Below are 22,099 nucleotides of genomic sequence, written 5' to 3'. Positions count from 1 at the left end.
TTCAAGCAGTTTGTCGAGGTTGATTGTCTCTGCAAGAAAAAAGTCTGGGCCCTAACATCCAGAAACTGATTACCATTCTGAGAACCCATGAACCGCATGAAATAGCTATGGATCTCAATGTGATCACTGAAATTTTCAAAACGTATGATAAGAAATAACAAAAAGGCAACGTTCACTCGATTAGGAGTTGATCGTTGCCTTTTTTGGCTCGATATCTCTCAGGAATTGCAATCCATCTCTGAATTCGCGCATTATCCATTAGATAAACGCTTTGACCGCTGCAAAATACTCACGGATCATATTGATCGGTTTCAGATAACCCGGTGAAGGAGCCGATATGCCATATTCGGCGGCGTAACCGTTCTTGGCCGCCAGATACTTGGATCGGAACATATGGTAGTCACTTGTGACAATCATGATCTCGGGATGCTCCAGTCCGGATGCATCAATGATTTTTTTGGAAAAAGCCATATTCTCCTGGGTGCTGGTCGATCGATCTTCCATAATGACTTGTGCAGGGCTAATCCCCTGATCAACAAGGTAGTTTTTCATGGCAAGTGCTTCGGGAATTGATTCTCCCGGCCCCTGCCCGCCGGACACAATCACTGGCGTATCAGGATGGCTGCGAATATAGTCCAGACTGGCATCCAGCCTTTGTTTCAAGGTCAATGACAATTCTGTTCCCTTGATGCCCGACCCGAGAATAATGACATAGTCCACTTCTTCCAGTTCATTCGCACGAAGCTGAGTAAAGACAAGCGCTTCGATAATGACAAATGAAACTGTAACGATTCCGAACCCGGTAAGCAGAATGCGTTTCAGCAGAATATGCTTATGATAATCAATCCGCCTTAGCACGATAAAAGCGGCAGTGATCATGCCAAAAAACTTCACCGCGAAGTTCCAGCCCCAGAAGACCAGAAAGATCATAAAACATGCAATGAAAATAAGATCAAGGATCAGGCCTTTTTCTTGTATAAACTTTTTCATAAACCCAGTAACACTCCTTCTCGGGCCTTCACTTCCGTCACATGCCCTTCATTCAGGATCTTATGATCGTAAGCTTGGGCCACTGTTGTTGCCAGCACTTCTTCTCTATACGCTGATTATAATAGTCTGCATCCGAGAAAAAAGGACTTTGCCGCACGATTAACGCATACAGATCCTCCAGCCCATGCGGGGCACAGATGCCCACCTGATCCTGTTCATCCAACCGCACACCTATGGCTGTGGCGATTTCCGGCCAATATCGAAGAGCATCTTCTGTGGATTGATAGGGTTCATTTCCGTTGCGCAGATGCATCCTCGCCTGATTTTTCACCGACCACTTGGAATTGCCTGTCTCCTCACGAAGCCGTTGTTCCAGCAGCAGATCCCGCTCCTGTCGCTTGTCTTCCGTATCGTAGTAGACAACATCAATATCGCTGTGCAGTTCACGAAGAGAATAGCCATGAATTGTATCCCAGATATAATTGCGAATATACCCCGCACCTATGCAACACTGAGGCAGATCAAGACTGCGAACCCGCCGCAGATCATGCATTAATTTTTCATGCTCCGTAATCGCCTGGATCAACTTGTCCTCATGCAGCATTTATCGCCTCTCCTTGTTACTTTGCCCTTTTAATCGTAGAGCTATCATGGCTTACTTTTACTTTACCGACAACTGCTTGTTTTCAATATATCATGTTTGAGTACCTGCGATAAAATAAACAAATCCCCTCAGGCAGTAATCCTAAGCTCATCTGAACAGATGTTCCTTAAGATCATTTACCCTGAGGGGATTGAATGAGGAGATCGAATAAAGGAATTAAGCCTACTGGAATTCCACTAACCCCACATGCCAATCAGCAATATGCCGCCAAAAATAACGATGGAACAGAGAATACGTTTCTTCCCTTGCTGTTCTTTCAGTAACAAAATACCGAGGAAGGCCGCAAATACCGTCCCCACTTCCCGAAGCGGACCCAACCTGGCCATCGGTGCCTGCTGTAATGCAAACAGAAACAACAAGTATGAGCCCGGATTCAGCAGTGCTCCCAACATAATGGTCGACCGGTTCTTCTTCCACTCCTGACGCAGTTGGCGGGAAGCAAGCAGCGCCGGAGTCAATCCGGCTACAAAGCCGATGTTCGTCACTTCAAGTAAGGACAAGGGTGAGATATGCTCTAGATTCAATTTGTCCACGAACACATAACTGGTTGTACATAACCCGACACATAAGGCCATCAGAACCGGCTTTGCCCCTTTTACCCCTATGCCAGATTTGCCGTCTCTGCTTCCCACACCACTAAGTACCGTAAATCCAACGATCATGCAGGCAATACCGACCCAGCCGAACAGTGATAACGTTTCCCCTAGAAAAGCAACCCCGATCAAAGGAACTAACAAGGTGCTCGTTCCCCGCATAATCGGATAAATCTGCGACAAGTCGCCCAATTCATACGTCTGCGACAGCAGCCAGGAATACAACGCTTGCAACGCCATGGATAGCACAAGCAGGGCATAGGCTGGCATGGATAATGGTACCCGTACCAACTCCACGATAAGCACAGGCAGGAGAATTACGGTCGGAATCATCATGATGGACCATAAGAACACACTTTTGTTTAAACTGCGTTTGGTGAACATGCTCCAGACCGCGTGAGCCATCCCGGAAGCGAGCACCAGAAATACAGGTAAAATCATAATCAAAACGTTCCTCTCTAATCCCTTGCTCTTCTATATTCTCTAATGTGCCAAACCGCTCTCAGGTTGATGTTCTGGCTGTTCCCTCACGACCGATCCGTCTTCCAGACGAAGCCAGGTATCGAAGCTGCGTTGTCCCGCCTGCAATTGAATGACCCGTCCTCCGCGCAGCATGCTTCCCTCCCGTATGTACTGTGTCCACTTGAACGGCCGTAGCAAAGACGAATACCATGGTAAGTCCCCTGAAAATCATTCACATGATCATGCCCGCAAAAGGTCCCCATCACATCGCCCATCTCCAGCAGTGCCGAGAACAAACCCGAGTTCACTTGGGCGGAGCAGACAGGTTCGTACTTGCTGCCGTAACAGATCTGTGTGTCCCACATGGACTGATATTCAGGAATCGGGATATGGAAAAACGCCAAGGCTGGAAGCTTATCCCCGCGGCTGCGGCCGGGATTGACGCGTGTGGATTCAGACATCAGCCACTGGATCTGATTGGGGTGAATCCAGCCATAACCGGGAATGGACTCGAACGGGGAATAGCTGCCTGAATCGAGTAAATACAACACTGCGGCCGGACTGCCATCCGCTCCGGCAATCTCCAGTGTGTAATTGCCCAATCCTGCAATCTCACCCGGCCCAGGTTCCGTCACGGTATGCGCATGTTCTTGAATCACATCCATTAATCCGTCGGGGGTAATCCGATTCTCTGTATCATGATTGCCATACACAAAAGCCCACGGAATCCCACGCTCTTCCACCACCGATACGGCATCCCGGAATGCCTGCTCTGGATGTTCACATTCCTTATTGCCAGGATCGACAGGGCCCGTGTAGATGACATCGCCTGTAAATACAACCAGATCGGGCTGTTCCGCTTCAATTACTGTTTTCATTAATTGCCCGGTCCGAAGATCTTCAGGCCGCCCATCTTTCCAGTGCAGATCTGTGAACTGCACTATTTTGAAGGTTCCATTTTGTTGAAAAGTAAGCTGATGTTTCACCCTTTTTCCTCCCTGATGATCCATGCACTATGGACTAAAAAAGTTTTTAATGTTGTTTATTGTGGTTTTACGTTGTTTCATATGATCTTATCCTCACATCATATTACTGTCAATACATATTAAGAACAGGATCACTCCTTCTTTCCATCTCAAAAATTGGCCCTGCTGAATGGCTAGAAGCTCTCACCAAATGGCAATTGGAATGGTTCACAGTATTTGACAATGGGGACCGTTTTCTATAATTTAGGAATATAATGATCGTTCTATCTTATTCTGAAGGGAGAGTATAATCCTTATGAGCAGCAAAAAGGAAATGCTGTTGAACGTGGCTGAGGAATTGTTCTACCTCCACGGTTTTCATTCCATCGGCTTGAAACGGATCATCACAGATGCCGGGATTGCCATCATGACGCTATATAACCACTTCGATTCCAAAGATGATCTCATTGTTGAGGTGCTTCGGCGGCGCGAACAGCGCTATTTGGAACAGCTGCAGCAGTATGCGGACAATAAGGCTCAACCTGTATTCCTTAATCTCGCGGAAGGACATGCACGTTGGTTGATGGAGCATGAGTCAAGAGGATGTTTATTTCTACGTGCGAAGGAAGAATTTGGTGGAGATGCAGACAACGTAATTGTGCAAACCGTCCATGCGCACAAAAAACATGTAATAAGCTTGATAAAAAAATTGGATCCCTCTGCAAATGACCGTTCTCTGTTGCAATTTGTCCTGCTGCTGGAGGGTTCTACCGCACTTGCTGAGACAGAAAATGTAAATAGTGTATGTCGGGAGCTCATTCACATGACGCAAAATAGTTTCAAGTGATCCCAGACCGGGTGAGTTAGTAGTTCAACTCACTTTTTTATTTCAAAGAAAATATAATGATCGTTCTATCTAAAAAAGAGGTGGATTTAATGAAAAAGGTAATTTTCCCAGGGATTGCACTTATCGCTATATGTTATGCATTCGGGAGATTCAGCTATGGGCTGTTTATGCCAGAAATTTCGGAAGCATTGCAACTGGACGATGCCCAGTCTGGAGCAATCAATTCCGCAACCTACATTGCATACTGCCTGTCCTTGCTTAGTGCTCCACTTCTTATTAATCGCATGGGGCACTATCACGTTATTCAAATAGCTGGCGTTAGTGCTGTGCTCGGTTTATTGGGCATTGGCTTGTCTCCAAACGCCTTTGTTCTTACGTTAAGCGTATTTCTCGCCGGATTAAGTACGGGCTTGGCCTCTCCTGCATTGGGCAACACCGTCTATGCTGAGCTTGCGCCTGAACAGCAAGCCAGAGGAAACAGCTGGATTAACACAGGTACCAGCTTTGGCATTATCGTATCCGGTCCGATCTACTGGCTGTTCACCGAATATTGGCGTTTAACCTACATCTTCTTCGCTGTTCTCGGTGTGGTGGTTGTGGTGTGGAATAGACGGGTTATTTCCAAACGCAAAACAGAGCCTTGTACCAAGTCCCTCTGGGCTTGCATGAAGCCGACCAGACCCGGTGTAGCTCTGCTCATGGCTTCCCTTCTGACAGGCATCAGTTCTGCAATCTATTGGACCTTTGCCCGAAACTTCCTTACGGACGAAAAAGGGGCCTCCGATTCGGAAGCTGTACTGTTCTGGATTGTGATGGGGATTATGGGGATTCTCGGGGGATGTGCTGGTCGCATTATTGAACGCATTGGGATCGGATGGTCCTATCGGATAGGCATTCTGCTCTTGTCTCTTTCACTTGGCGTTATCCTTCTTCCATCGATGGCCGCCAGCTTGATCTCAGCCATTGTGTTTGGCAGCACCTATATTTTCCTGACCAGTGTATTCATTGTTTGGGCCACAAGACTATTCAACCCGAATACATCCATCGGGATCAGCCTTGCTTTTCTGGCTCTCGGAGCAGGGCAGTTCCTGGGTTCATCCATAGCAGGTTACACCATTGAAATGTTCTCCAACACCACAGCGTTTCTGGCCTTTGCTGTACTGGGTCTGTTCGGGTTGCTCATTCGGGTGAAGCCCCCCGTGTCTTAATCTACAAACCGATGGATGATCAGAACGATCGTTCAGATTAGAATCAGGCCCCTCGGGATGAGCTCAGTCTGCACCTTCAACAACCCACCACCAAGGCGTCTGTTGTACCACGGTTCGAACTTGAGCCGCTGTTTGCTGAGAAACAAGCGGATGAAAAACAAAAGACCAGCCAAACCGCGCTGCCTCAGTCCGATATCCCGTCCCACGTACAAACTGGGCGAATTCCGCATTCGTTACCGTATAGGCGTCCAGATAAAAGGAGTTCACCTGAACTTCCCTGACGGGGCCTTCCCCGTCTGCGGCAAAAGCTTTGGGGTCATTCGTGCCCATCAGGAAACGCCCACCTTCAATACGAACGCTTCGCCTGAATTTCTTCATCCGTTTCACATGTCAATAACGTTGACGATATGGTCTGATGATGCCCTCGTTCCAGACCTGTACTTCGATATAACGTTCCGGGCCGAGATCCCCCTGTCGATTCCATTCCTGAGGCCATCCATAGGATTGAATAACGTCCAGAATTTCATCTTTGGTGTAGACCTGCTTACGGTAAGCTTTATCATCCAAATAACGCATCGTTGGAAACAAATCGCCGTAGGTAAAACTAACGGAATCAGGAGGCAGATCCTCCCAGGAGATCGTGACACAATCAGGATCGGTATACCATGATTCCAACCACGCACATGCACCCAGGGTCAGGTAATGAGGATAACGGTTGGTCGGTTTCCCACCTTTGGCGATAAACTGATCGTACGCTTTCTGCTCAAGCGCTCTGCGAATCATCATGTAATCTGCTGAACGCTGACTGGCAAAATTCCGGCCTTCCTGCCGGATACGCCGCGCAACGAATTCTGCCTCCTGTTCGGACAAACTGGAGAGATTGCGGAATGGTCCAACACTTTTTTCAAAATAATGATATGCGTTCAGGTCTGTCATTCGGGTCCCGCCTCTTTTTCAACGATATAAAAACACACTCATTCACGAGTCTATTATTCGTACAACCTGAGTTTTATTAAGATACAAAAACAACTTTCTTACATCTACTTATAATGTACCTCATGTCCACATTAGTGGAAATATCGAAAATCAGTGCCATGCTATGAAACGCTGCTGGGTAGCTCATTTAATCAGAACTCACCCATTACAAAAGAAAATGATCAATACAAAAGCGTCAGCACTCGCATAATTCCTTATGCTTTGCTGACGCTTTTATAGTTTAGTAATAGTCCAAATGATAGCCCTATCTCCAACTCCACTTCGGTAATTGATCCAGCGTTATTACTTCTTCACTATTATATACTTCCTTCAAATATGCCACGGTATTATGATTGCCATCCCTCAGGAACCCTCCCGTCCAGGTACAGAACCAGCTCCAGTGCACGCCCCGCTCTTTCATTTGCTTCGGATCAGGAATGGAGCCGTTCTCAGCTAGGGCAATGATTTTTCGGTCATTCACCAGTGTTCGCAGATTCTCATAACGTTCAGCTAGTGGACTGTGATCCCCTGCTTCTGGATACACATCCACACTCACAATGTCCACCACATCGTCACCCGGATACCACTCCGGCTTTTCGGAGTTCCACATCCAGATCAGATTACCCAGATCATACTTGTTGACCAATCGATCATACAGCAGACGATACAACTGCTTGGCAGGTTCAGGTCCTTTGGCTCCCCACCAGAACCAGCCTCCTTCCGCTTCATGAAGCGGCCGGAATAAAACGGGCACCCCAGCATCCTTTAGTTCTTGCAGATGTACTGCAATTGCATCCATATCCCGGATCAATAAGGTATATTCTTCCGATTCGGGATGAGCCAGCGCCGAGGCAAGATCATAGGTAGTTGCATCCGTATAGAACCCTCGCCACCATTCCTTGCCTGGTTCGTCAATCAGATTCGTCGGTGCATTCCAGTGCCAGCAGAGAGTCACGATTCCGCCTTGCCGGTGCCATGCAATCGCATCCCGAATCTCCTGGGATATCGCACCTCGTTCTGTTCTTGACGGAGAATATTCCATGAGATCGAATCCGATTACCGCCGGCTTCCGGCCTGTATTCTCATTAATCCAGTTCAGGTTGCCATAATCCTGCTGTCCCGACAGTACCCCTGTTCCATAACGTTCTGCCAAAAAATTCATCAGTTCTCTGGCCTCAGAAGTTGCTGCTTCATTCACCAAAATACTGCTGATTTTATTTTTCGTCATATCGGATACCTCCAATGATTATTCACCATCCCGTAATTCCCTTCTGCTTAACCAAGGACACCGAAACATTACTCGATCCGGTGCTTCACCATGATTCTAACCGTCACCTGTACTCATGGCATGAGTATGGATATGTAGTGAACAATTTTTCTACCCTCAATGCTAATCTGCTCGCACTTTTAGAAAGCGTTCTTCGAATTCTAATATCTTCTCTAACGTACAAACTACCTAGTAAGGAAGTAAGGAAGTAAACAAGCACCTTAAATCTTTAGAGATAAAGGTGCTTGTTTGCTCTTTCTATTGCTCATCTTCAATAACTTCAATTCTTTGGGTATTTGTTTTAATAGTGTAGTTGCTGGCCTTGCCGCTCTTAGTTATAGTAAATTCGGCAACAGCAGATATTTCATAGCTGCCTGGCTCCTTAATCTTATAATTGAAATTCTCGGAAATGGTAGTCTTTCCTGAAACTTCACGAATTTTGCCTGCATCTGTAACAAACGAAGAATTAATCTGTCGTCCACTGCTATCTTTGACCAGAAATGTGAACAGCTTCTCCCTGCTAACTATTTGCAGTTTTTGGTTGGACTTCACATCAAAATCACCTATGACAGTAAACATTTCATTGCACTTTACTTTCTTTGGTGCCGAGATGTTAGTCGAGAAAAGAGAGGCTTCTTGCTTCTCCAATTTGGGTGATCCCTCCCATCCATTCATCATAGCTTTATCCTCTTCTAGTGATTGGCAGCCATACAAACTTAGGCAAACAACCAGAGCAATAAACACTTTCAAGCTAACTCACCTCCCTTTTAGTAAAGACGTAGATAATTCATAATTTGTTTCATAATCGGAGTTTATTTAAATAAAAAAATCATAAAAAGGAATTTCTTACAAGATAATTCACAGAAAATAAACACAAACATATCATTTAATGGTATAATTTTCCATGATATGCAAACTGATTAAGGGGGGGGATGGATTTTTAACTTACTAAACTCTTCGTCTGTAATTTTGTTGGAAAGCTCTAATACAAAAGAGAAAGGACTGCTAAAATGAAAATTAGAAAATTAATAGGTTTGGTTACTCTAGTTTCGTTTATTCTACTAAGCCTCAATATGGGTGGACTTTCAAGTGCAGAAGAAAATAATGATTATAACTGGAAAACATTAACTGGTTCTATCTGGGACATTGCAGAAATCACACAGAAAAACAATTTGAATGAAACTCCATATCCCTTGCAAATGTTCGACTCCCAGGAAAAGCTCCAAACTACATCCCTTTTAAAAAATTATGTGGAGAAAAACAGAATTAAGTATGATACCCCTATAATTAAAAAATTAATAGAAAACGAACCCACAAAGTTTTCGGGACATTATTACTCTGAAGACAAGGGAACAGTGGTAGTGCAGATTACCCAAGATATAGAACAATCAAAAACAAAGGTTCTAAACTCGGTTCAAAATAGCGATAAAATTGAATTTCAAGTCACAAAATTTTCTTGGGAAGATATTGAGAATGCAAAGAAAACAATTAGAGAAAATGTTAAGCCCGGTACCGTTCGCGCGCTTATTCCCGATATACAAAACAATAAACTAATCATCGCGATGGATGAAGAAGCCAAACTAAGCGAAGAATCAGTCGCTAATCTTGTTACACAGTCAGATATGCTTGAATTCACAACTCTACCAGCTTCTTCACTTAAGGTTGAAACCGATAATACGAATTACGGTTCTCAGTTCCCCATGGGATCTAAAATAGGAGGAAATTATGAAAAGGTAAGTGGAGATAATTATCAACACACGGTATGTACGGCTGGGTACTTCGGAGTAAATCAAAATAACCGAGAGGTACTAGTTACATCTGGTCATTGCCAACCAACAGGCACAGTAAATGCTTGGTACCAACCCACTTGGAGCTATTCAACTATTGGAAATTTCACATTTCGAACAACATCTTCAGGGGATGGTTCAAATGCTTCCTCGGATGCTGGATATATAACATTAAACTCTGATTATTCAGGACGTCCAAGAGTTCCATACCCATCCACTTCAAATATGGCTATGGTTACCGGCGTATATGTTAGTGATACCCCTGGGGATACAGTGTATTTAAGAGGAGCGAATAGCGGTACTACCACTTCAGGAAAAATTGCTTATTCAAACGTTGATATTTATTGGGGAGGAGCTGGGTACGGTTACAAACATAATGAAGTACTTGCCACAGGATATACTTCCATGGGAGGGGACAGTGGAGGCCCCATTTTGACTAACTACGCCTATGACAATTCTCTGCAAGGCTGGACATTCGACTTGGCCGGTACTCATACTGGCGTTGTAACTCTAACTAGTAATCAAAGCCCTATACCTCCTGGAACTTATAAAGTGTATGAGCCTATCTGGACTACTTACAGTGATTTAAACCTATCAGGTATAACAGTTATTGCCAAATAAAAGAAATGTAACACAAGGCCCAAGTTCTTCTCAGAGGACTCGGGCCTTCATGTTTTCTAAACCCGAAGAATATAAGCTTTTCCACGTAGCTGAAATAGAAACAACTGAACCTTGCTTGTTTATGACAGTTAAACAACTTGAAAAACACCCAAATAATCCACTTACTCTGAAGGATTCCAGGCGCCTTTCTTTAAATATTTTATCAGTCTTTCAGAAAACACGAGAAATTTACGCTTAACCCACAACACCGGAACGTTCAATACTTTCCACGAAATAGCGCTGTACAAACAGATACAAAATAATAAGCGGTGCAATCGCCAGCAGAATGCCCGTATCCACGATCATGGCGACATAGTTCGGATCGGCCTTCATACCCGAGTTTGAACCAAAACCCATCAATTGGGGAATTAACTGGTTCGCCTGGGCTGGCAAGGACGCCACCTTCAGCGAGATGAGTGGACTTTCACTCATGAATAACGCCGAATAGAACGTATCATTGTACTGCCAGACAAAGGAGAAGAGAATGACCGTGATTAGCGGTGAAATGGCGTTGGGCAGCATGATTCGGGCAAATGTCCGAAACCCGCCTGCTCCATCGATTAGCGCAGCTTCTTCAATTTCCTTGGGCATGCCCTTGAAGAACTGCCGAAAAATATAAATGAACAGCCCTGCCTTCAGCCCACCTGCCGTAGCCGCGGTAATCATGGACGGCCAGTATGTATTCAGTAGGTTGATCCCCTCACGCCCCGTGAACAGATGAACCATTCCCAGGATATCAAAGCTGCGGAAGTGCAGATACATCGGCACCATCAGGGTGCTTGTCGGTACCAGAATGGTGAGGATCACCAACACAAACAGCACATTGCTTCCGGGGAAGGAAAAGCGGGCAAAGCCGTATCCGGCTAACGCACAGGATATGGCTGTGAGCAGTGTTGTAATCGTGACGAACAACAGCGTATTTGCCAGTAAAGGCAAATAATCCATCACCTGTGCCGCAAGCTTGATATTATCCAGCGTAAAATGCTGGGGAATCATATAGATGGTCGGATTATAGATATCCTGTTTATCCTTGAATGCAACCGAAATTTTGAGAACCAGCGGATACAAAATAATAAATGAAATACCGATAACCAGTGCATATCTGAATATGGAATACAGGAGGTCCGATGTCTTGTTTCGCACCCTCTGCATGCGGTAGTTCTCTCTCGGAACCACCACCATGCGATCCGTTCCCGACACAGCCATAGTCCTATGCCTCCTTCAACGTTCGTTCGCTTTCAATTGTAATGAACCCGTCGTGACAGCACCCATCCAACAACAACCAGTACCAGACCGATGACCAGTGTGTATAACCAGGACATGGCTGAGCTCAGACCGAAGTTCTGGGTTTTGAATGCGGTCTGGTAGATCGCCTCAGTCACCGGGCTGCCTGCAAAGGAATCAATAATGGTATAGATGACATTCGTCAGAATCAATGGACTCACCATAGGAAACGTAATTTTCCAGAATGATTCATAGGCTGTTGCGCCTTCAATTTTGGCCACTTCATACATCGAGCCGGGTACCGATTGCAGCGCAGCGAGGAAGATCAGAATCTGTACGCCGGAGCTGCTGACAATATCGTAAATGCGCATAATGGCTTCCACGATGTAATCGACATATGCCATGGGCAATCCCACATCATTCAGCATTCGCACAATGGAAATGACGTTGAACGAAGCTCCCCCTTCGGTAGACGATTCAATCGCACTGGCGTCCCCCATCAGATTGATCAGACCTGCGGACTCGGCCGCTGCCACCGCACTGGAGGCCAGAATAACCGGCAGGAAGAAGATCGCACGTGCCATCGTTCTGCCCTTGAATTTCTGGTTAAGCAGTGTTGCTGTAAACAAACTGAAGAACAGAATCATCGGCACATTCAGCAGCATCGCTCCGACCGAATCCACCAAGATCCGGTTAAATGTAGCATCAACCAGTATGGCATCCCTGAAATTTTTCAGCCCGACAAAATCCAGTACATATCCTCCTGGGGCAACCGAGAGATTGCTCAAACTGAACCGGATCGATTGCAGCAGCGGCGTGGCGAACAGAAAGATGAAACCAATCAGCCATGGCGAAATAAACGCAAGTCCAAGCAGCGCTCTTCGTGATTTCAGCGACAAACGAAGGCTTCTCATCGGTTCACTCCTTCCACTGTATAGTCCGCCCCGCCAACGGTAATTCCATCGATCGTTACCGGATCATCATTGTAATTCACCAGAATAGACGTCCCGCCACGGTATGTGACACGTACAACACCATCCTGAACTCGTTCATGCTCGGTCATTGGCTGGTTTCTCAACTCACCCAGTACTCCATTTGCTTCCTTGTATAATTCAGCTGCCTCATCTACCCAATATGCATAGTCAGTGGCATAAGCCGAATCATAACTGGTCAGCTTTAGCTTGGACGCTGGTTCATACGTCCATTGAAACTGCGGAGCTGAGCCCAGCTCCAGACTACGGAGAAGCTGTTTGCGCAGATCCTGATCCCCTGACGTATTCATTGGAGAAGCAGCGTAGTCCATATATCCATGAATGACCATTTCATAAAAAGGGACTTCCTCATCGGTAATGTTGAACCGGCTGGAGCCTGAGGGAGCATCCACAATATGCTGTGTATATCCCCACGCATAGGCGTTAGCTGATGACAACATCATGTTTGGATACTCTTGCTGCAGCTTGCCCAGCTGCTCCTTCACGATGTTCTTCGCGGTCTCCCGGTGGATGACACGACTATCGCGATAATCCGAGCTCAATACCTGCCCGAGATCACGCAGAGATAATCCGCTGAGTTCCAACTTGTTGATTTTTCCGGCAAACTCGCTCATCACATACGGCAGCTTGGCGGCCGACAGCAGGTAATAACTGTCTTTGCTCCGATCCATCCGGTTGAGGGCAGGACTGTATGGATACAATTCAGCTGTCTCCTTGGTTACAAATCGCGCTGCATCCGAGGATGGAGCAAAGTTCCAATCATCGTGATAAATACGCTGGAACGCCACATCAGGGAACAGCGCTCCTCCAGACTGATTCAATTGTTCAGACAGCTTCTGTAATTCAGAACGACTGCCCACTTCACTGTCCAATTTGACCTGGGTGGGTGTACCGTGACTGAAGCCACCACCAAACCATCCCTGATACCGCATCTGCACGCGGTTCACACCCTCCTGCTGCAGCTTCACAGCCATTTCAGCCGCTTGTTCATATGTCGTCATAGCCAATGTGGTCCGATAAGGCACACCCAGAAATGAAGTTTTTTTGTCCACTGCACCTAACACATCCACGTAAAAAGGTAAGGCAGACTCGTTTTCCAGCGGTTTCAGTACACTTTCCCCCACCAACTGCTGCTGATACAACCGAGCCATGCCGGAATAACTGGCATCTTCCCCATGAAGGAAATGGTACCGGACCTGAATATCCCCACGGAAAGGTTCCTCGCTCAATAGCTGAATTTCCTGCATCTTTTGCGAGGTATACATCTCCAGTTCATCTTCACCCCGCAGGGAAAACGTGCCATAGACATGGTTGTAACTATTTTGCCTGCCTCCAATATCCGCAGAGATACTGGCCATGCCATCCCCTTTTTCAATCACGGCAAACCAGGCATGTTCACCGTTCTTCAGACCAAACACAGGCATATGCGCAGATTCACTCACCTGAGGACGACCGAGCGAATTATCGTTCGGATCTGCACCATACACACGCTGTACGTACTGCTCTTCCTTGACCTTTCCGTTGTTCAGATAGATCAGGCTGCCTGAACCGTCGGGGACAAACATATAACCTTCACCTTTCGTATCCGCCGCACCAAAGTAAGCCAGCAGATCGATATTGCGAATGCGGTATGGTCCGCTCTCTTTCACCCGACTTAGCGGCACCGTGACCACCAGCGAACCTTGATCCAACCGGTATTCCACCGGAATGACGAAGCTTGGTTTATCCGATATGCCCCCGCCTTCAACCCCATTCTCCTGATTGTCATAAGCAAGATCGTCAGCGGTGTACCCTGCCGTCTCAAAGGCATCCAGCATCTTGTTCAGCACAAGCTGCTTTGAAATCTGTCCATCGAGCCGTTCCAGCACATCCGGATTGTTCTTGGTTGGATAGTACCGGGCAGACGTATATCTTGCGACTGTAGCATCCAGTTTCGAAAGGACCTTCTCTTCCAGACGCTGTTTGCTGATCAGTTTGGGCAGGGCATCAATACCTAGCGAGGTATCCCCGAGCGTGTATGTAACCCGAATTCCCTGTTCCACATTCGCCGCTGCGAACTGTTGGTTGCTGATACTGGAGCTAAAGTTCGGAAAGTTCTCCAGTGTACCGATTGCATCCCGAAATGACACGTTCAGCTGGGAGGACAGAACTTCCTTTTCATAACCGGAAGCCAGGCCATCCTGATTACGTTCGATCGGATTGCTGTACCAGATCTGTCCACTCGTTCCATCTCGAACAGCAATTTCGGTCGTCTCTTCGTTGTAATAGAGCCCCATCCCCTGGTCTTCGGCAACCAACTGCATACCGGGCACACCCTGTGAAGAATCGGAAAGGAATTGCAGTGATTCCGTCCCGGTTGGTATGGCCTCCGTTGTTGCTTCAAGATAAGCCGCTGCTTCCACGGCAGGTACTCCCCTGTTGTTGATATACAGCAGTCCGGCTGCAAGCAGGATCACAGCTGCACCACTGGCCAGCACCGCATATATTCGTTGCCTTTTGTTCACGGATGCCGCCTCCTTTAGGTCCGAAAAATCAACTCGCGATAGATGTTGTAACCGAATTCATACAACTGCTGCAACATGCTGAACACCAATGCTCCGAGGAACACGATAATGCCCATTACAATCACCGTCAGCAGCATCGTTATGATCGTTTTGATCACCGTATATTGATGCACCGTCATCATGCCAATGAAGAGAAGCAGCAGAAACCAGAAGAACGCAATGCTATTAAACAGATAATAAAAGGCAGTCTCCTCCTGGACCATGAACCGGCTGATGACGATCATCGGGGCATAGATCAGAATAACCGGAATGAGCGAGTAGCCTGTTGCCAGAAAGATTTCCCTGAACTTTCCTTCCCCTTCCATCAGGGTGGTTACCGCCCAGTTGGCCATGCACCAAAGAAAGAACGGCACCGCAACTGTCGCAATCTCAATGATGCTGTTAATCGTGCGAGGATCGATGTAATTGACGAGAAATCCCGCGTATTGCTTTTGCAAAATCATCATGATTATGGTGAGCGCCAGTGCCGAAAAAGCGACAAGCAGCCGGCCCCGGTTATCCGACTTGAGATCCCAGTATGCTTCGATGGGGTGAAAAATGAGATGCAGCGGAAACTTAATGTAATCCTGCTTCACGGTCCATTTGCCTCCTCCGTCTCCATTTAACCGCCACTCGGGCCAGGATCAGAATGAAAATCAGCGCGATGGCAAGCGTCAGAAAGGTCCCCAAATGCTCCTTCATCATCTCCCGCCGATGTCTTTTGAACGCGACAGAGTAACTTTTGCGATCCATCCCCAGTTCGAAATAACCCAGGGCTTCCTCGTTTTTCTTCTCCATCAGCAGGGACTTGCCAATACCGATATAGGCAATATCATAGTTGGCGTTCAGCTTCAGCACTTCTTGCCAGATATGGACAGCTTCTGTATCCTCACCCTGATAATGAAGGGCAACCGCTTCATTCACGCTGGCTCCGAACCGTGTTGGCTCATAGATCACCAGATTGTTTTTCCCCCGATCCAGCACCAGCTGATGATCCCCGGATTGTTCCATGGCTACTGGTGTTTTGAGTGTGCCCACCTGATTGCCTTTGCCTCCATATACGTAGAGCAGATGACCTTCATCATCATAAGTAAACACCCGATTCTGCGTTGCATCCAGCACACTGTACATACCGTTACCCAGTACCTTCACATCAATCAGTTTGGACGGACCCGGGTTGTTGCGGAACCTGACATCTCCTTTGACATCAAAATAACCAAATCGTTTCAGCACATCCTCGCCGGATGGGTTGAGCCGTTTGATCGGTTCGTTGGAACCGGGGTCGATATTGGTCGCATACACGAACCCTTTGGAGTCGATATCCACATTGGAAAACTCGGTCGGTACAAACAAAACCATCTGTGCCCGTTGGGCTTTGGTTGAAAGCATCCGCCAAATGTATTCGCCGTAGTCCCGTTCCACCTTGTTGGTACCGACGTATCCGATGAATTGACCATGCTCGTCAAACTGCATTATTCCTTCGTAAACACCCTGAGCCACCACATACAAGCGTCCTACCCGATCCACAGTCAATTTCAGCGGTTGGAACTGAGCATTGGTCGCGATGATATCGGACTCCGGCTTCGTAATGGTATGGATCAGTTTGCCTTCCGCATCCAGCACAACCACGCGGCTGTTCCCTGTATCAGCGATGTATACTCGTTCCTCTTCATCCACGAATAATCCACCTGGAGCATTGAAACTCTCCTTGCTGCCGTCCATCATAAATCCTTCGACCACCCGCAGCAGCTTATAATCCGAGTCCAGCACAACAAGTCGGTTGTTTCCGCTATCCAAAATATAAATCTGCCCGGAGGGAGATACATTCACATCACCGGGATCTTTAAATTCACCTATGCCCAGGTCGCTGCCCGATATGGTTCGCTGAGGCAGATAGGCATCCGGTGAAGGAACAGCCTCTTGCCAGTAGTTATAGTTATAGCTCTCATACGGCGCCGGGGACGCTGCCGCAGGCACGGCATTCACCAGCAGCAGCGATACTGCCGCCAGGAGAACAAGCCATCTTTTCACTGTGCGTGCCATATCGTTCCTCCTTATTCCTTCATGCCCGAGCTCGCCATCGTCTCAATGATGCGGCTCTGTGAGAAAATAAACAGCGTAATAGGCACACTCATCAAAATAAGTGCCACCGCAGCACCTGCACCTGCCCGAGATATGCCACCCTGAATGATCTGACCCGCCGCATAGTGCAATGTCTTAAGCTGCTCACTGTAAATGTATCCATTGCCGTCACTGCCCCATAACATCTGAAAAAGAAGGATGATCAAGGTGAGCCAGGCCGGCTTCACGTTCGGCATCACGATGGACCAGAAGATCCGGTATTCACTTGCACCATCAATCTTCGCCGCCTCCAGCAGCGCATCCGGAATTTGCTCCATGAATTGTTTCATCAGATACAAACCTAATGAATAGGCAAACGCCGGAATAATGACAGCCCAATACGTATCGATCCATCCGAGCCATGACATGATCATATAGTTCGGGATCGCCGTTACGGCAGGCGTGAACATCAGGGATAACACTACCACCTGAAACATGAACACTTTGCCCGGAAATTTGTGCTTGGCGAGCGGGTAAGCCGCTGCTGAAGCGAGCAGCACATGGCCCACGATGCCAATGCCCGTAATAAATACCGTGTTGAAGATATACCGTGAGAACGGCACCCACGAGTCACTCAGCAGATTCAGCAGATCGGTGAAGTTGCTGAACGTTGGATTTTTGACAAATAGTGTTGGTGGAAAGGTGAAAATCTCATCCAGCGGTTTGAACGCATTATTGATCGCATAGATTAGCGGCAGCACCATAAAGGCACCAAATACGAGCAGAAGGGCAAACAGGGAGAGGCTTCCCGATAAGGAGCGGTTCACCCGCTTTTTGCCTGTCGCAATTGCAGCCATAGCTATTCTCCCACCCTTCGAAGCAGTTTCTGTACCAGCAGGTTGGTGCCCACCATGATCATGAACAACACGGTTGCTATCGCCGACGCGTACCCCATTTCAAATCGTGTTGTACCAAAGTCGATCAAATGGGTCACCACGGTCTCTGCTGCATAGTTAACACTCGGGAACCCAGCCAGCGCAATAGAGACATCTGCCACCGCAAACGAGGTCGTGAGTTGAATGACCGCACCGAACATCAGTTGTGGGCGCATCGAAGGCAGGGTGATATACCAGAGCTCCTGCCAGCGATTTTTGATTCCGTCTACCGCACCTGCCTCATATAACGTCCGGTCTACGGTCTGCAAACCGGCGATGAACGCCAGAAAGCCTGTGCCAAGACTGAGCCACAATTGCACCAGTATGAGGATCGGCATAATGTAGGCTTCCGTCTTCAACCACTGGATCGGTTCCAGCAGAAATCCCCATTTGATTAGCAATCCATTGGCTATACCGTAACGATCTCCCGAGAAAATCATCAGCCAGATAAAGTAGACATTCCCCGAAATGGATGGTGCATAGAAAATCAATGTCATGAATGCTCTCCATTTGGGCGTTAACTCATTAATAATCCACGCGAACACAAAACAGGCAATATAACTGATCGGTCCGGTGATAATGGCAAACAGCAATGTATTTTTGATGGCAATCAGGAATACGTCATCCTCCAGAAACAGCCGGGTATAGTTCTGCCAGCCGATAAACCGCGGAAACTCCAGCATGTTAAAATAGGTGAAGCTGAGTATGATGGAGATGACCACCGGAATTACAGTGAACATGGTGAACAGGACCATGTAAGGAGCAAGCAGTACATAGGAGTGTTTGCTGGCCCTCATTTCCTTGAGCTTCCAGGACCACCATGATTTCAGGCCCATCCCCGGCGTTTTCTCAGGAGGACTGTTCTGTCCGTCTTGGAGTGATATTTGTGACACTGTTAACCCTCCCTCTGCTTACGGAAGACCAAATTCATTACGCTTGATCCGAATCTCGTCCTGAATATATTGGGTGTAATCCATAATGGATTCCCTGGCCTCCACTTGGCCAACAACCGTCTTGTAAAATGCATTGAACAGATGGCGTCCGGTAAAATAACCGCCAGGCACCTCGGGAATGCCCTTGACCATTTCGAATTGTGCCTTAAGGTTGGCGTAATCCTCAGCAGGCCATGGTAGCGAATCCAGTGCCTTGATGTTGGCCGTCGGATAACGCGCAGCCGCGCCCATCAGCCCTTCCATCTCACGGCCAAACTCAGCCTGAACCGGTGTACTGGTCCACCATTTCATGAATTCCCACGCGGCTTCCTGATCTTTGGCGCTCTCCAGCATCATCACTGCGCTGCCGCCACCCGGAACGTCCCGATTCAAAGTTCCATCCGGCTGCACGGTCCCCGGAACAGGGACAAATCCCCATAACCCACGGATCTCCGGTGCAAATACAGACAGCTGGTTATACATCGTGTAATCCGTTAGACCAATCGGCATCTGCCCTGTCCGGAAACGGTTGGCAAAGTCATACTCCCGCTCCAGCTTGTAATCGGTATACAACTCTGTCCACTTCTTAAATGTTTCAATTCCGATACGGGAATCCAGATCCGATTCCTTGCCGTCATTGCGATAGAACGAGCCGCCGTTCTGTAACAGCATCGTGGCATACTGCGAGTTAGGCGGGATGTTGACGCCCTGCATATTGGCCTGGGCCACCACCGGCATGCCAAATTCCATATGATTTTTACTCAGAATCGCCAGTAGGCTTTCGACATCATCCCACGTTTGAGGAACTTCCAGCCCCAGCTCTGCAAGCACGTCTTTACGGTAAAACAACATATTAAAGGTCTGTGTCTCCGGCAGGGCATACACACCTGAGTCATAGATGTACGGAACGATGGCACTTTCCCTGAACTCCTGCTCCACCGTGCTGTAGTCACTGAATTGCGTCAGATCCACAGCTGAGTGGCGCATCGCAAAGTTCACAGGCAGATCATTGCCGATCTGCATCGCCACATCCGGCCCTTCACCCGATAAGGTGGCTGGCAGTAGGGTCCCCATGTTGACCAGCTTCAGATTAACGTTGATGCCGCTCTCCGGCGTAAAGGTCTCATCGATCATCGCCTTCATCGTGTTCGCCTGGTCCCGTCCACTGCCGATCCAGACCGTGACCGTGCGCTGATCCTCCGATGTGGCTACGTTCCCGATCTGGTTATAATCAATGAAGAATGAATGATAGAATGTCTTTGCTTCATGACCGAGCTTCGCCAGCGGACCCATACCCGTCCCGGGAATGCTGTTGTCTAGTGAAGCTACATAGAGTGCATCAATCTCAAGTGGTTGCTCGCGAGCCTGCTGTACCCAGGTACCAAGTCCGCCAGTGTTCGTTTTGTAAGCAGCGAGCCTTCTTGGAATGGTATCCGGCTTGTCAATCATCTCGTCCAACTGCTGGGCCATCGTTTGGATCAACGCTTCCTGATCGCTGGACTGGCCTGACAGGAGACGAAGTTGCCTTGCCACTTCCTTCAAACGTTTGCTTTCCCCGCTGAACACCTCCAGCAGATTCGGAATCTGCTTCTCCACCCGGTAATCGCGAAATTCGTCTGGCTTGGTTCCTGTAATCATCAAGATTCGCCGGTACATGGAGTTCAGATTGTACAAACTATCCTCCACATTGCGGATCAGTGGGGCAAAGTCGCCCAGGCTGTTCTCCAGCCGAATGACATGTTTGCCTTTGTCCAACTGAAACTTGTAAGCCTCCTCACCGCCCAGCACATCAATGCGATAATCACTTTGGTAACGGAACGGCGCCTTCGTCATTTCCGCAAACGGAATTTCCCCATCAATCGTCAGCTTGCGCGTGGAATAGATGCCTTTGACAAAATTTTGCTGAGCGGTAAAACCGATATGATAAAGTCCACTCTCCGGCACATCCACTTCCCATTCAATCCACTGTCCTGGCAGTCGCCAATTAAAGCCGCCAATCGTATTAATACGAACCTGGGAAGCGCTGTACGGAGATACGGCTGAACTTGATCTTTCACTGGTTGGATATAGCGTAGGTGATGATTTGGCAACAGCCGCTTCCCCTTCAATTCGGATGAGCACATCCTTAGGCTGACCGGAAGAGTCCGTCTGCTGCGCCCCTGCGGTATCCGCATAAGGAACGGCTGACTTTTCATTGAATAGCCGTATCGATCGAATCACCATGGGTTCGCGGGAGGATTTCAGCGTTAACGTGTGCTCTCCTTTTTCCAGGTAGAACTTGAATGGAGCCTGTTCGTATCCGTCCGAGTCCTGAAATGTTTCCTCTATCCAGCGGGGCTTCTCCACTTGTTTTGGGCGAAGATCATTGCCCTGGTTATCCTGTTCAACGACTCCCTTCTCATTTCCCCATACCCGGTCAAACTGCAAATAGGCGGCTTCCGCAAACGGAAGTTCACCGTCTATGTACAATGCACGCTCGATCGCGGAGCTCTTGCCTTCTACGGGAAAATAGACAACGGAAAGGTTGTACAACCCGCTTTCCGGCACATCGACAATCCAATCGACCTCTCCAGTCTCTCCGGTACGAAGTGCCGTACCTTCCATACCCTCATAATGATCCAGTTTATGGACCCCTTCACCCTCAGCTCGGCTGTAGTTCCCCGCTTCAATCGTGATGTCTGCCTCCGGCCGTGAAGCCTCACCGACTTGAATCAGATACTGTTCATAACCCTTCTTCTGCCTCGTTTGCTGCAAGATGGCATCTACCTCAATGGCAGGCAAACTGCCTGGCGGAACATCGGCACTCTTCACATCTGCACCGGAGGTGAAATACAGTATGACGCAGGCTGCCGCCGATACGATTACTGTGGGCAGGATCCATTTTTTTCGTTGTAGAATTCCAGCCATTCTACGAGTCCTCCTCATCAAGGCTGATGCCAGCCGTACCCTATTTCAAAGGTCCAGGAAAAGAGGCGCCCGTGTATGATCTCAAGC

Annotated in this window: 19 protein-coding genes; 3 read left to right on the top strand and 16 right to left on the bottom strand. The window is 47.8% G+C overall.

Features of this window, described 5'->3' with window-relative positions:
- Positions 1–258 precede the first annotated feature (258 nt).
- The 4 genes from JNUCC31_RS23830 to JNUCC31_RS23815 form a co-directional block, all read right to left on the bottom strand.
- A complete protein-coding gene (locus JNUCC31_RS23830; RefSeq protein ID WP_192265333.1) occupies positions 259–990 on the bottom strand; it encodes a YdcF family protein in 732 nt (243 codons plus the stop codon).
- A gap of 52 nt (positions 991–1,042) precedes the next feature.
- Complete coding sequence (locus JNUCC31_RS23825) at positions 1,043–1,594, bottom strand: nucleotidyltransferase family protein (RefSeq protein ID WP_323374341.1); 552 nt, start codon at positions 1,592–1,594, stop codon at positions 1,043–1,045.
- Between the two features lie 236 nt (positions 1,595–1,830).
- On the bottom strand, positions 1,831–2,688 hold the full coding sequence (locus JNUCC31_RS23820) for a DMT family transporter (protein WP_228469775.1): 858 nt from the start codon (positions 2,686–2,688) through the stop codon (positions 1,831–1,833).
- A gap of 86 nt (positions 2,689–2,774) precedes the next feature.
- On the bottom strand, positions 2,775–3,695 hold the full coding sequence (locus JNUCC31_RS23815) for a metallophosphoesterase family protein (protein ID WP_323374340.1): 921 nt from the start codon (positions 3,693–3,695) through the stop codon (positions 2,775–2,777).
- 295 nt (positions 3,696–3,990) lie between these two features.
- Here JNUCC31_RS23815 and JNUCC31_RS23810 point away from each other — a divergent pair, with 295 nt between their 5' ends.
- Both JNUCC31_RS23810 and JNUCC31_RS23805 read left to right on the top strand, forming a co-directional pair.
- Complete coding sequence (locus tag JNUCC31_RS23810; RefSeq protein ID WP_192265332.1) at positions 3,991–4,521, top strand: TetR/AcrR family transcriptional regulator; 531 nt, start codon at positions 3,991–3,993, stop codon at positions 4,519–4,521.
- A gap of 89 nt (positions 4,522–4,610) precedes the next feature.
- Entirely contained in the window at positions 4,611–5,729 is a 1,119-nt protein-coding gene (locus tag JNUCC31_RS23805) for an MFS transporter (RefSeq protein ID WP_192265331.1), read from the top strand.
- Positions 5,730–5,792: 63 nt separating this feature from the next.
- Here the strand turns inward: JNUCC31_RS23805 and JNUCC31_RS23800 are convergent, their stop codons facing one another.
- From JNUCC31_RS23800 to JNUCC31_RS23785, 4 genes are all read right to left on the bottom strand, one after another.
- Positions 5,793–6,107: an SUMF1/EgtB/PvdO family nonheme iron enzyme gene (locus JNUCC31_RS23800; RefSeq protein WP_192265330.1), complete on the bottom strand. Its 315-nt coding sequence runs from the start codon at positions 6,105–6,107 to the stop codon at positions 5,793–5,795.
- A gap of 12 nt (positions 6,108–6,119) precedes the next feature.
- Positions 6,120–6,665 (bottom strand): hypothetical protein, encoded by a 546-nt coding sequence (locus JNUCC31_RS23795; protein ID WP_192265328.1) that lies wholly within the window; start codon positions 6,663–6,665, stop codon positions 6,120–6,122.
- 304 nt (positions 6,666–6,969) lie between these two features.
- Complete coding sequence (locus JNUCC31_RS23790) at positions 6,970–7,932, bottom strand: glycosyl hydrolase (protein WP_192265327.1); 963 nt, start codon at positions 7,930–7,932, stop codon at positions 6,970–6,972.
- Between the two features lie 297 nt (positions 7,933–8,229).
- Positions 8,230–8,721 carry a hypothetical protein gene (locus tag JNUCC31_RS23785; protein WP_192265325.1) on the bottom strand — a complete coding sequence of 164 codons (492 nt, stop codon included), beginning with the start codon at positions 8,719–8,721 and terminating at the stop codon, positions 8,230–8,232.
- Between the two features lie 260 nt (positions 8,722–8,981).
- On the opposite strand from JNUCC31_RS23785, the gene JNUCC31_RS23780 reads away from it, so the two are divergent.
- On the top strand, positions 8,982–10,379 hold the full coding sequence (locus JNUCC31_RS23780) for a chymotrypsin family serine protease (protein ID WP_192265323.1): 1,398 nt from the start codon (positions 8,982–8,984) through the stop codon (positions 10,377–10,379).
- Between the two features lie 234 nt (positions 10,380–10,613).
- Here JNUCC31_RS23780 and JNUCC31_RS23775 read toward each other — a convergent pair whose 3' ends face one another.
- From JNUCC31_RS23775 to JNUCC31_RS23740, 8 genes are all read right to left on the bottom strand, one after another.
- Positions 10,614–11,624, bottom strand: coding sequence for a carbohydrate ABC transporter permease (locus JNUCC31_RS23775; protein WP_192265321.1), 1,011 nt, complete (start codon positions 11,622–11,624; stop codon positions 10,614–10,616).
- Positions 11,625–11,656: 32 nt separating this feature from the next.
- On the bottom strand, positions 11,657–12,556 hold the full coding sequence (locus tag JNUCC31_RS23770) for a carbohydrate ABC transporter permease (RefSeq protein ID WP_192265318.1): 900 nt from the start codon (positions 12,554–12,556) through the stop codon (positions 11,657–11,659).
- Positions 12,553–15,138: a DUF5696 domain-containing protein gene (locus tag JNUCC31_RS23765; RefSeq protein ID WP_192265316.1), complete on the bottom strand. Its 2,586-nt coding sequence runs from the start codon at positions 15,136–15,138 to the stop codon at positions 12,553–12,555. The genes JNUCC31_RS23770 and JNUCC31_RS23765 overlap by 4 nt, the downstream gene beginning before the upstream one ends.
- A 14-nt stretch (positions 15,139–15,152) precedes the next feature.
- Positions 15,153–15,773: a YIP1 family protein gene (locus JNUCC31_RS23760; protein WP_192265314.1), complete on the bottom strand. Its 621-nt coding sequence runs from the start codon at positions 15,771–15,773 to the stop codon at positions 15,153–15,155.
- Positions 15,754–17,220 carry an NHL repeat-containing protein gene (locus JNUCC31_RS23755; RefSeq protein ID WP_192265312.1) on the bottom strand — a complete coding sequence of 489 codons (1,467 nt, stop codon included), beginning with the start codon at positions 17,218–17,220 and terminating at the stop codon, positions 15,754–15,756. Before JNUCC31_RS23755 ends, JNUCC31_RS23760 begins: the two co-directional genes overlap by 20 nt.
- 11 nt (positions 17,221–17,231) lie before the next feature.
- Positions 17,232–18,095: a carbohydrate ABC transporter permease gene (locus JNUCC31_RS23750; RefSeq protein ID WP_192265310.1), complete on the bottom strand. Its 864-nt coding sequence runs from the start codon at positions 18,093–18,095 to the stop codon at positions 17,232–17,234.
- A 2-nt stretch (positions 18,096–18,097) separates the two neighbouring features.
- Positions 18,098–19,009 carry a carbohydrate ABC transporter permease gene (locus JNUCC31_RS23745; protein WP_192273287.1) on the bottom strand — a complete coding sequence of 304 codons (912 nt, stop codon included), beginning with the start codon at positions 19,007–19,009 and terminating at the stop codon, positions 18,098–18,100.
- Positions 19,010–19,084: 75 nt separating this feature from the next.
- Complete coding sequence (locus JNUCC31_RS23740) at positions 19,085–22,012, bottom strand: extracellular solute-binding protein (RefSeq protein ID WP_192265308.1); 2,928 nt, start codon at positions 22,010–22,012, stop codon at positions 19,085–19,087.
- Positions 22,013–22,099 lie beyond the last annotated feature (87 nt).

It is taken from the genome of Paenibacillus sp. JNUCC-31 (assembly GCF_014844075.1).
Classification (GTDB): domain Bacteria; phylum Bacillota; class Bacilli; order Paenibacillales; family Paenibacillaceae; genus Paenibacillus.
This window is presented reverse-complemented; position numbering and strand designations above follow the sequence as displayed.

Coding starts and splice junctions, on each gene's coding strand:
- JNUCC31_RS23830 (WP_192265333.1), bottom strand. CDS start 990: ATGAAAAAGTTTATACAAGAAAAAGGCCTGATCCTTGATCTTATTTTC.
- JNUCC31_RS23825 (WP_323374341.1), bottom strand. CDS start 1,594: ATGCTGCATGAGGACAAGTTGATCCAGGCGATTACGGAGCATGAAAAA.
- JNUCC31_RS23820 (WP_228469775.1), bottom strand. CDS start 2,688: ATGATTTTACCTGTATTTCTGGTGCTCGCTTCCGGGATGGCTCACGCG.
- JNUCC31_RS23810 (WP_192265332.1), top strand. CDS start 3,991: ATGAGCAGCAAAAAGGAAATGCTGTTGAACGTGGCTGAGGAATTGTTC.
- JNUCC31_RS23805 (WP_192265331.1), top strand. CDS start 4,611: ATGAAAAAGGTAATTTTCCCAGGGATTGCACTTATCGCTATATGTTAT.
- JNUCC31_RS23800 (WP_192265330.1), bottom strand. CDS start 6,107: ATGAAGAAATTCAGGCGAAGCGTTCGTATTGAAGGTGGGCGTTTCCTG.
- JNUCC31_RS23795 (WP_192265328.1), bottom strand. CDS start 6,665: ATGACAGACCTGAACGCATATCATTATTTTGAAAAAAGTGTTGGACCA.
- JNUCC31_RS23790 (WP_192265327.1), bottom strand. CDS start 7,932: ATGACGAAAAATAAAATCAGCAGTATTTTGGTGAATGAAGCAGCAACT.
- JNUCC31_RS23780 (WP_192265323.1), top strand. CDS start 8,982: ATGAAAATTAGAAAATTAATAGGTTTGGTTACTCTAGTTTCGTTTATT.
- JNUCC31_RS23775 (WP_192265321.1), bottom strand. CDS start 11,624: ATGGCTGTGTCGGGAACGGATCGCATGGTGGTGGTTCCGAGAGAGAAC.
- JNUCC31_RS23770 (WP_192265318.1), bottom strand. CDS start 12,556: ATGAGAAGCCTTCGTTTGTCGCTGAAATCACGAAGAGCGCTGCTTGGA.
- JNUCC31_RS23755 (WP_192265312.1), bottom strand. CDS start 17,220: ATGGCACGCACAGTGAAAAGATGGCTTGTTCTCCTGGCGGCAGTATCG.
- JNUCC31_RS23750 (WP_192265310.1), bottom strand. CDS start 18,095: ATGGCTGCAATTGCGACAGGCAAAAAGCGGGTGAACCGCTCCTTATCG.
- JNUCC31_RS23745 (WP_192273287.1), bottom strand. CDS start 19,009: ATGGGCCTGAAATCATGGTGGTCCTGGAAGCTCAAGGAAATGAGGGCC.
- JNUCC31_RS23740 (WP_192265308.1), bottom strand. CDS start 22,012: ATGGCTGGAATTCTACAACGAAAAAAATGGATCCTGCCCACAGTAATC.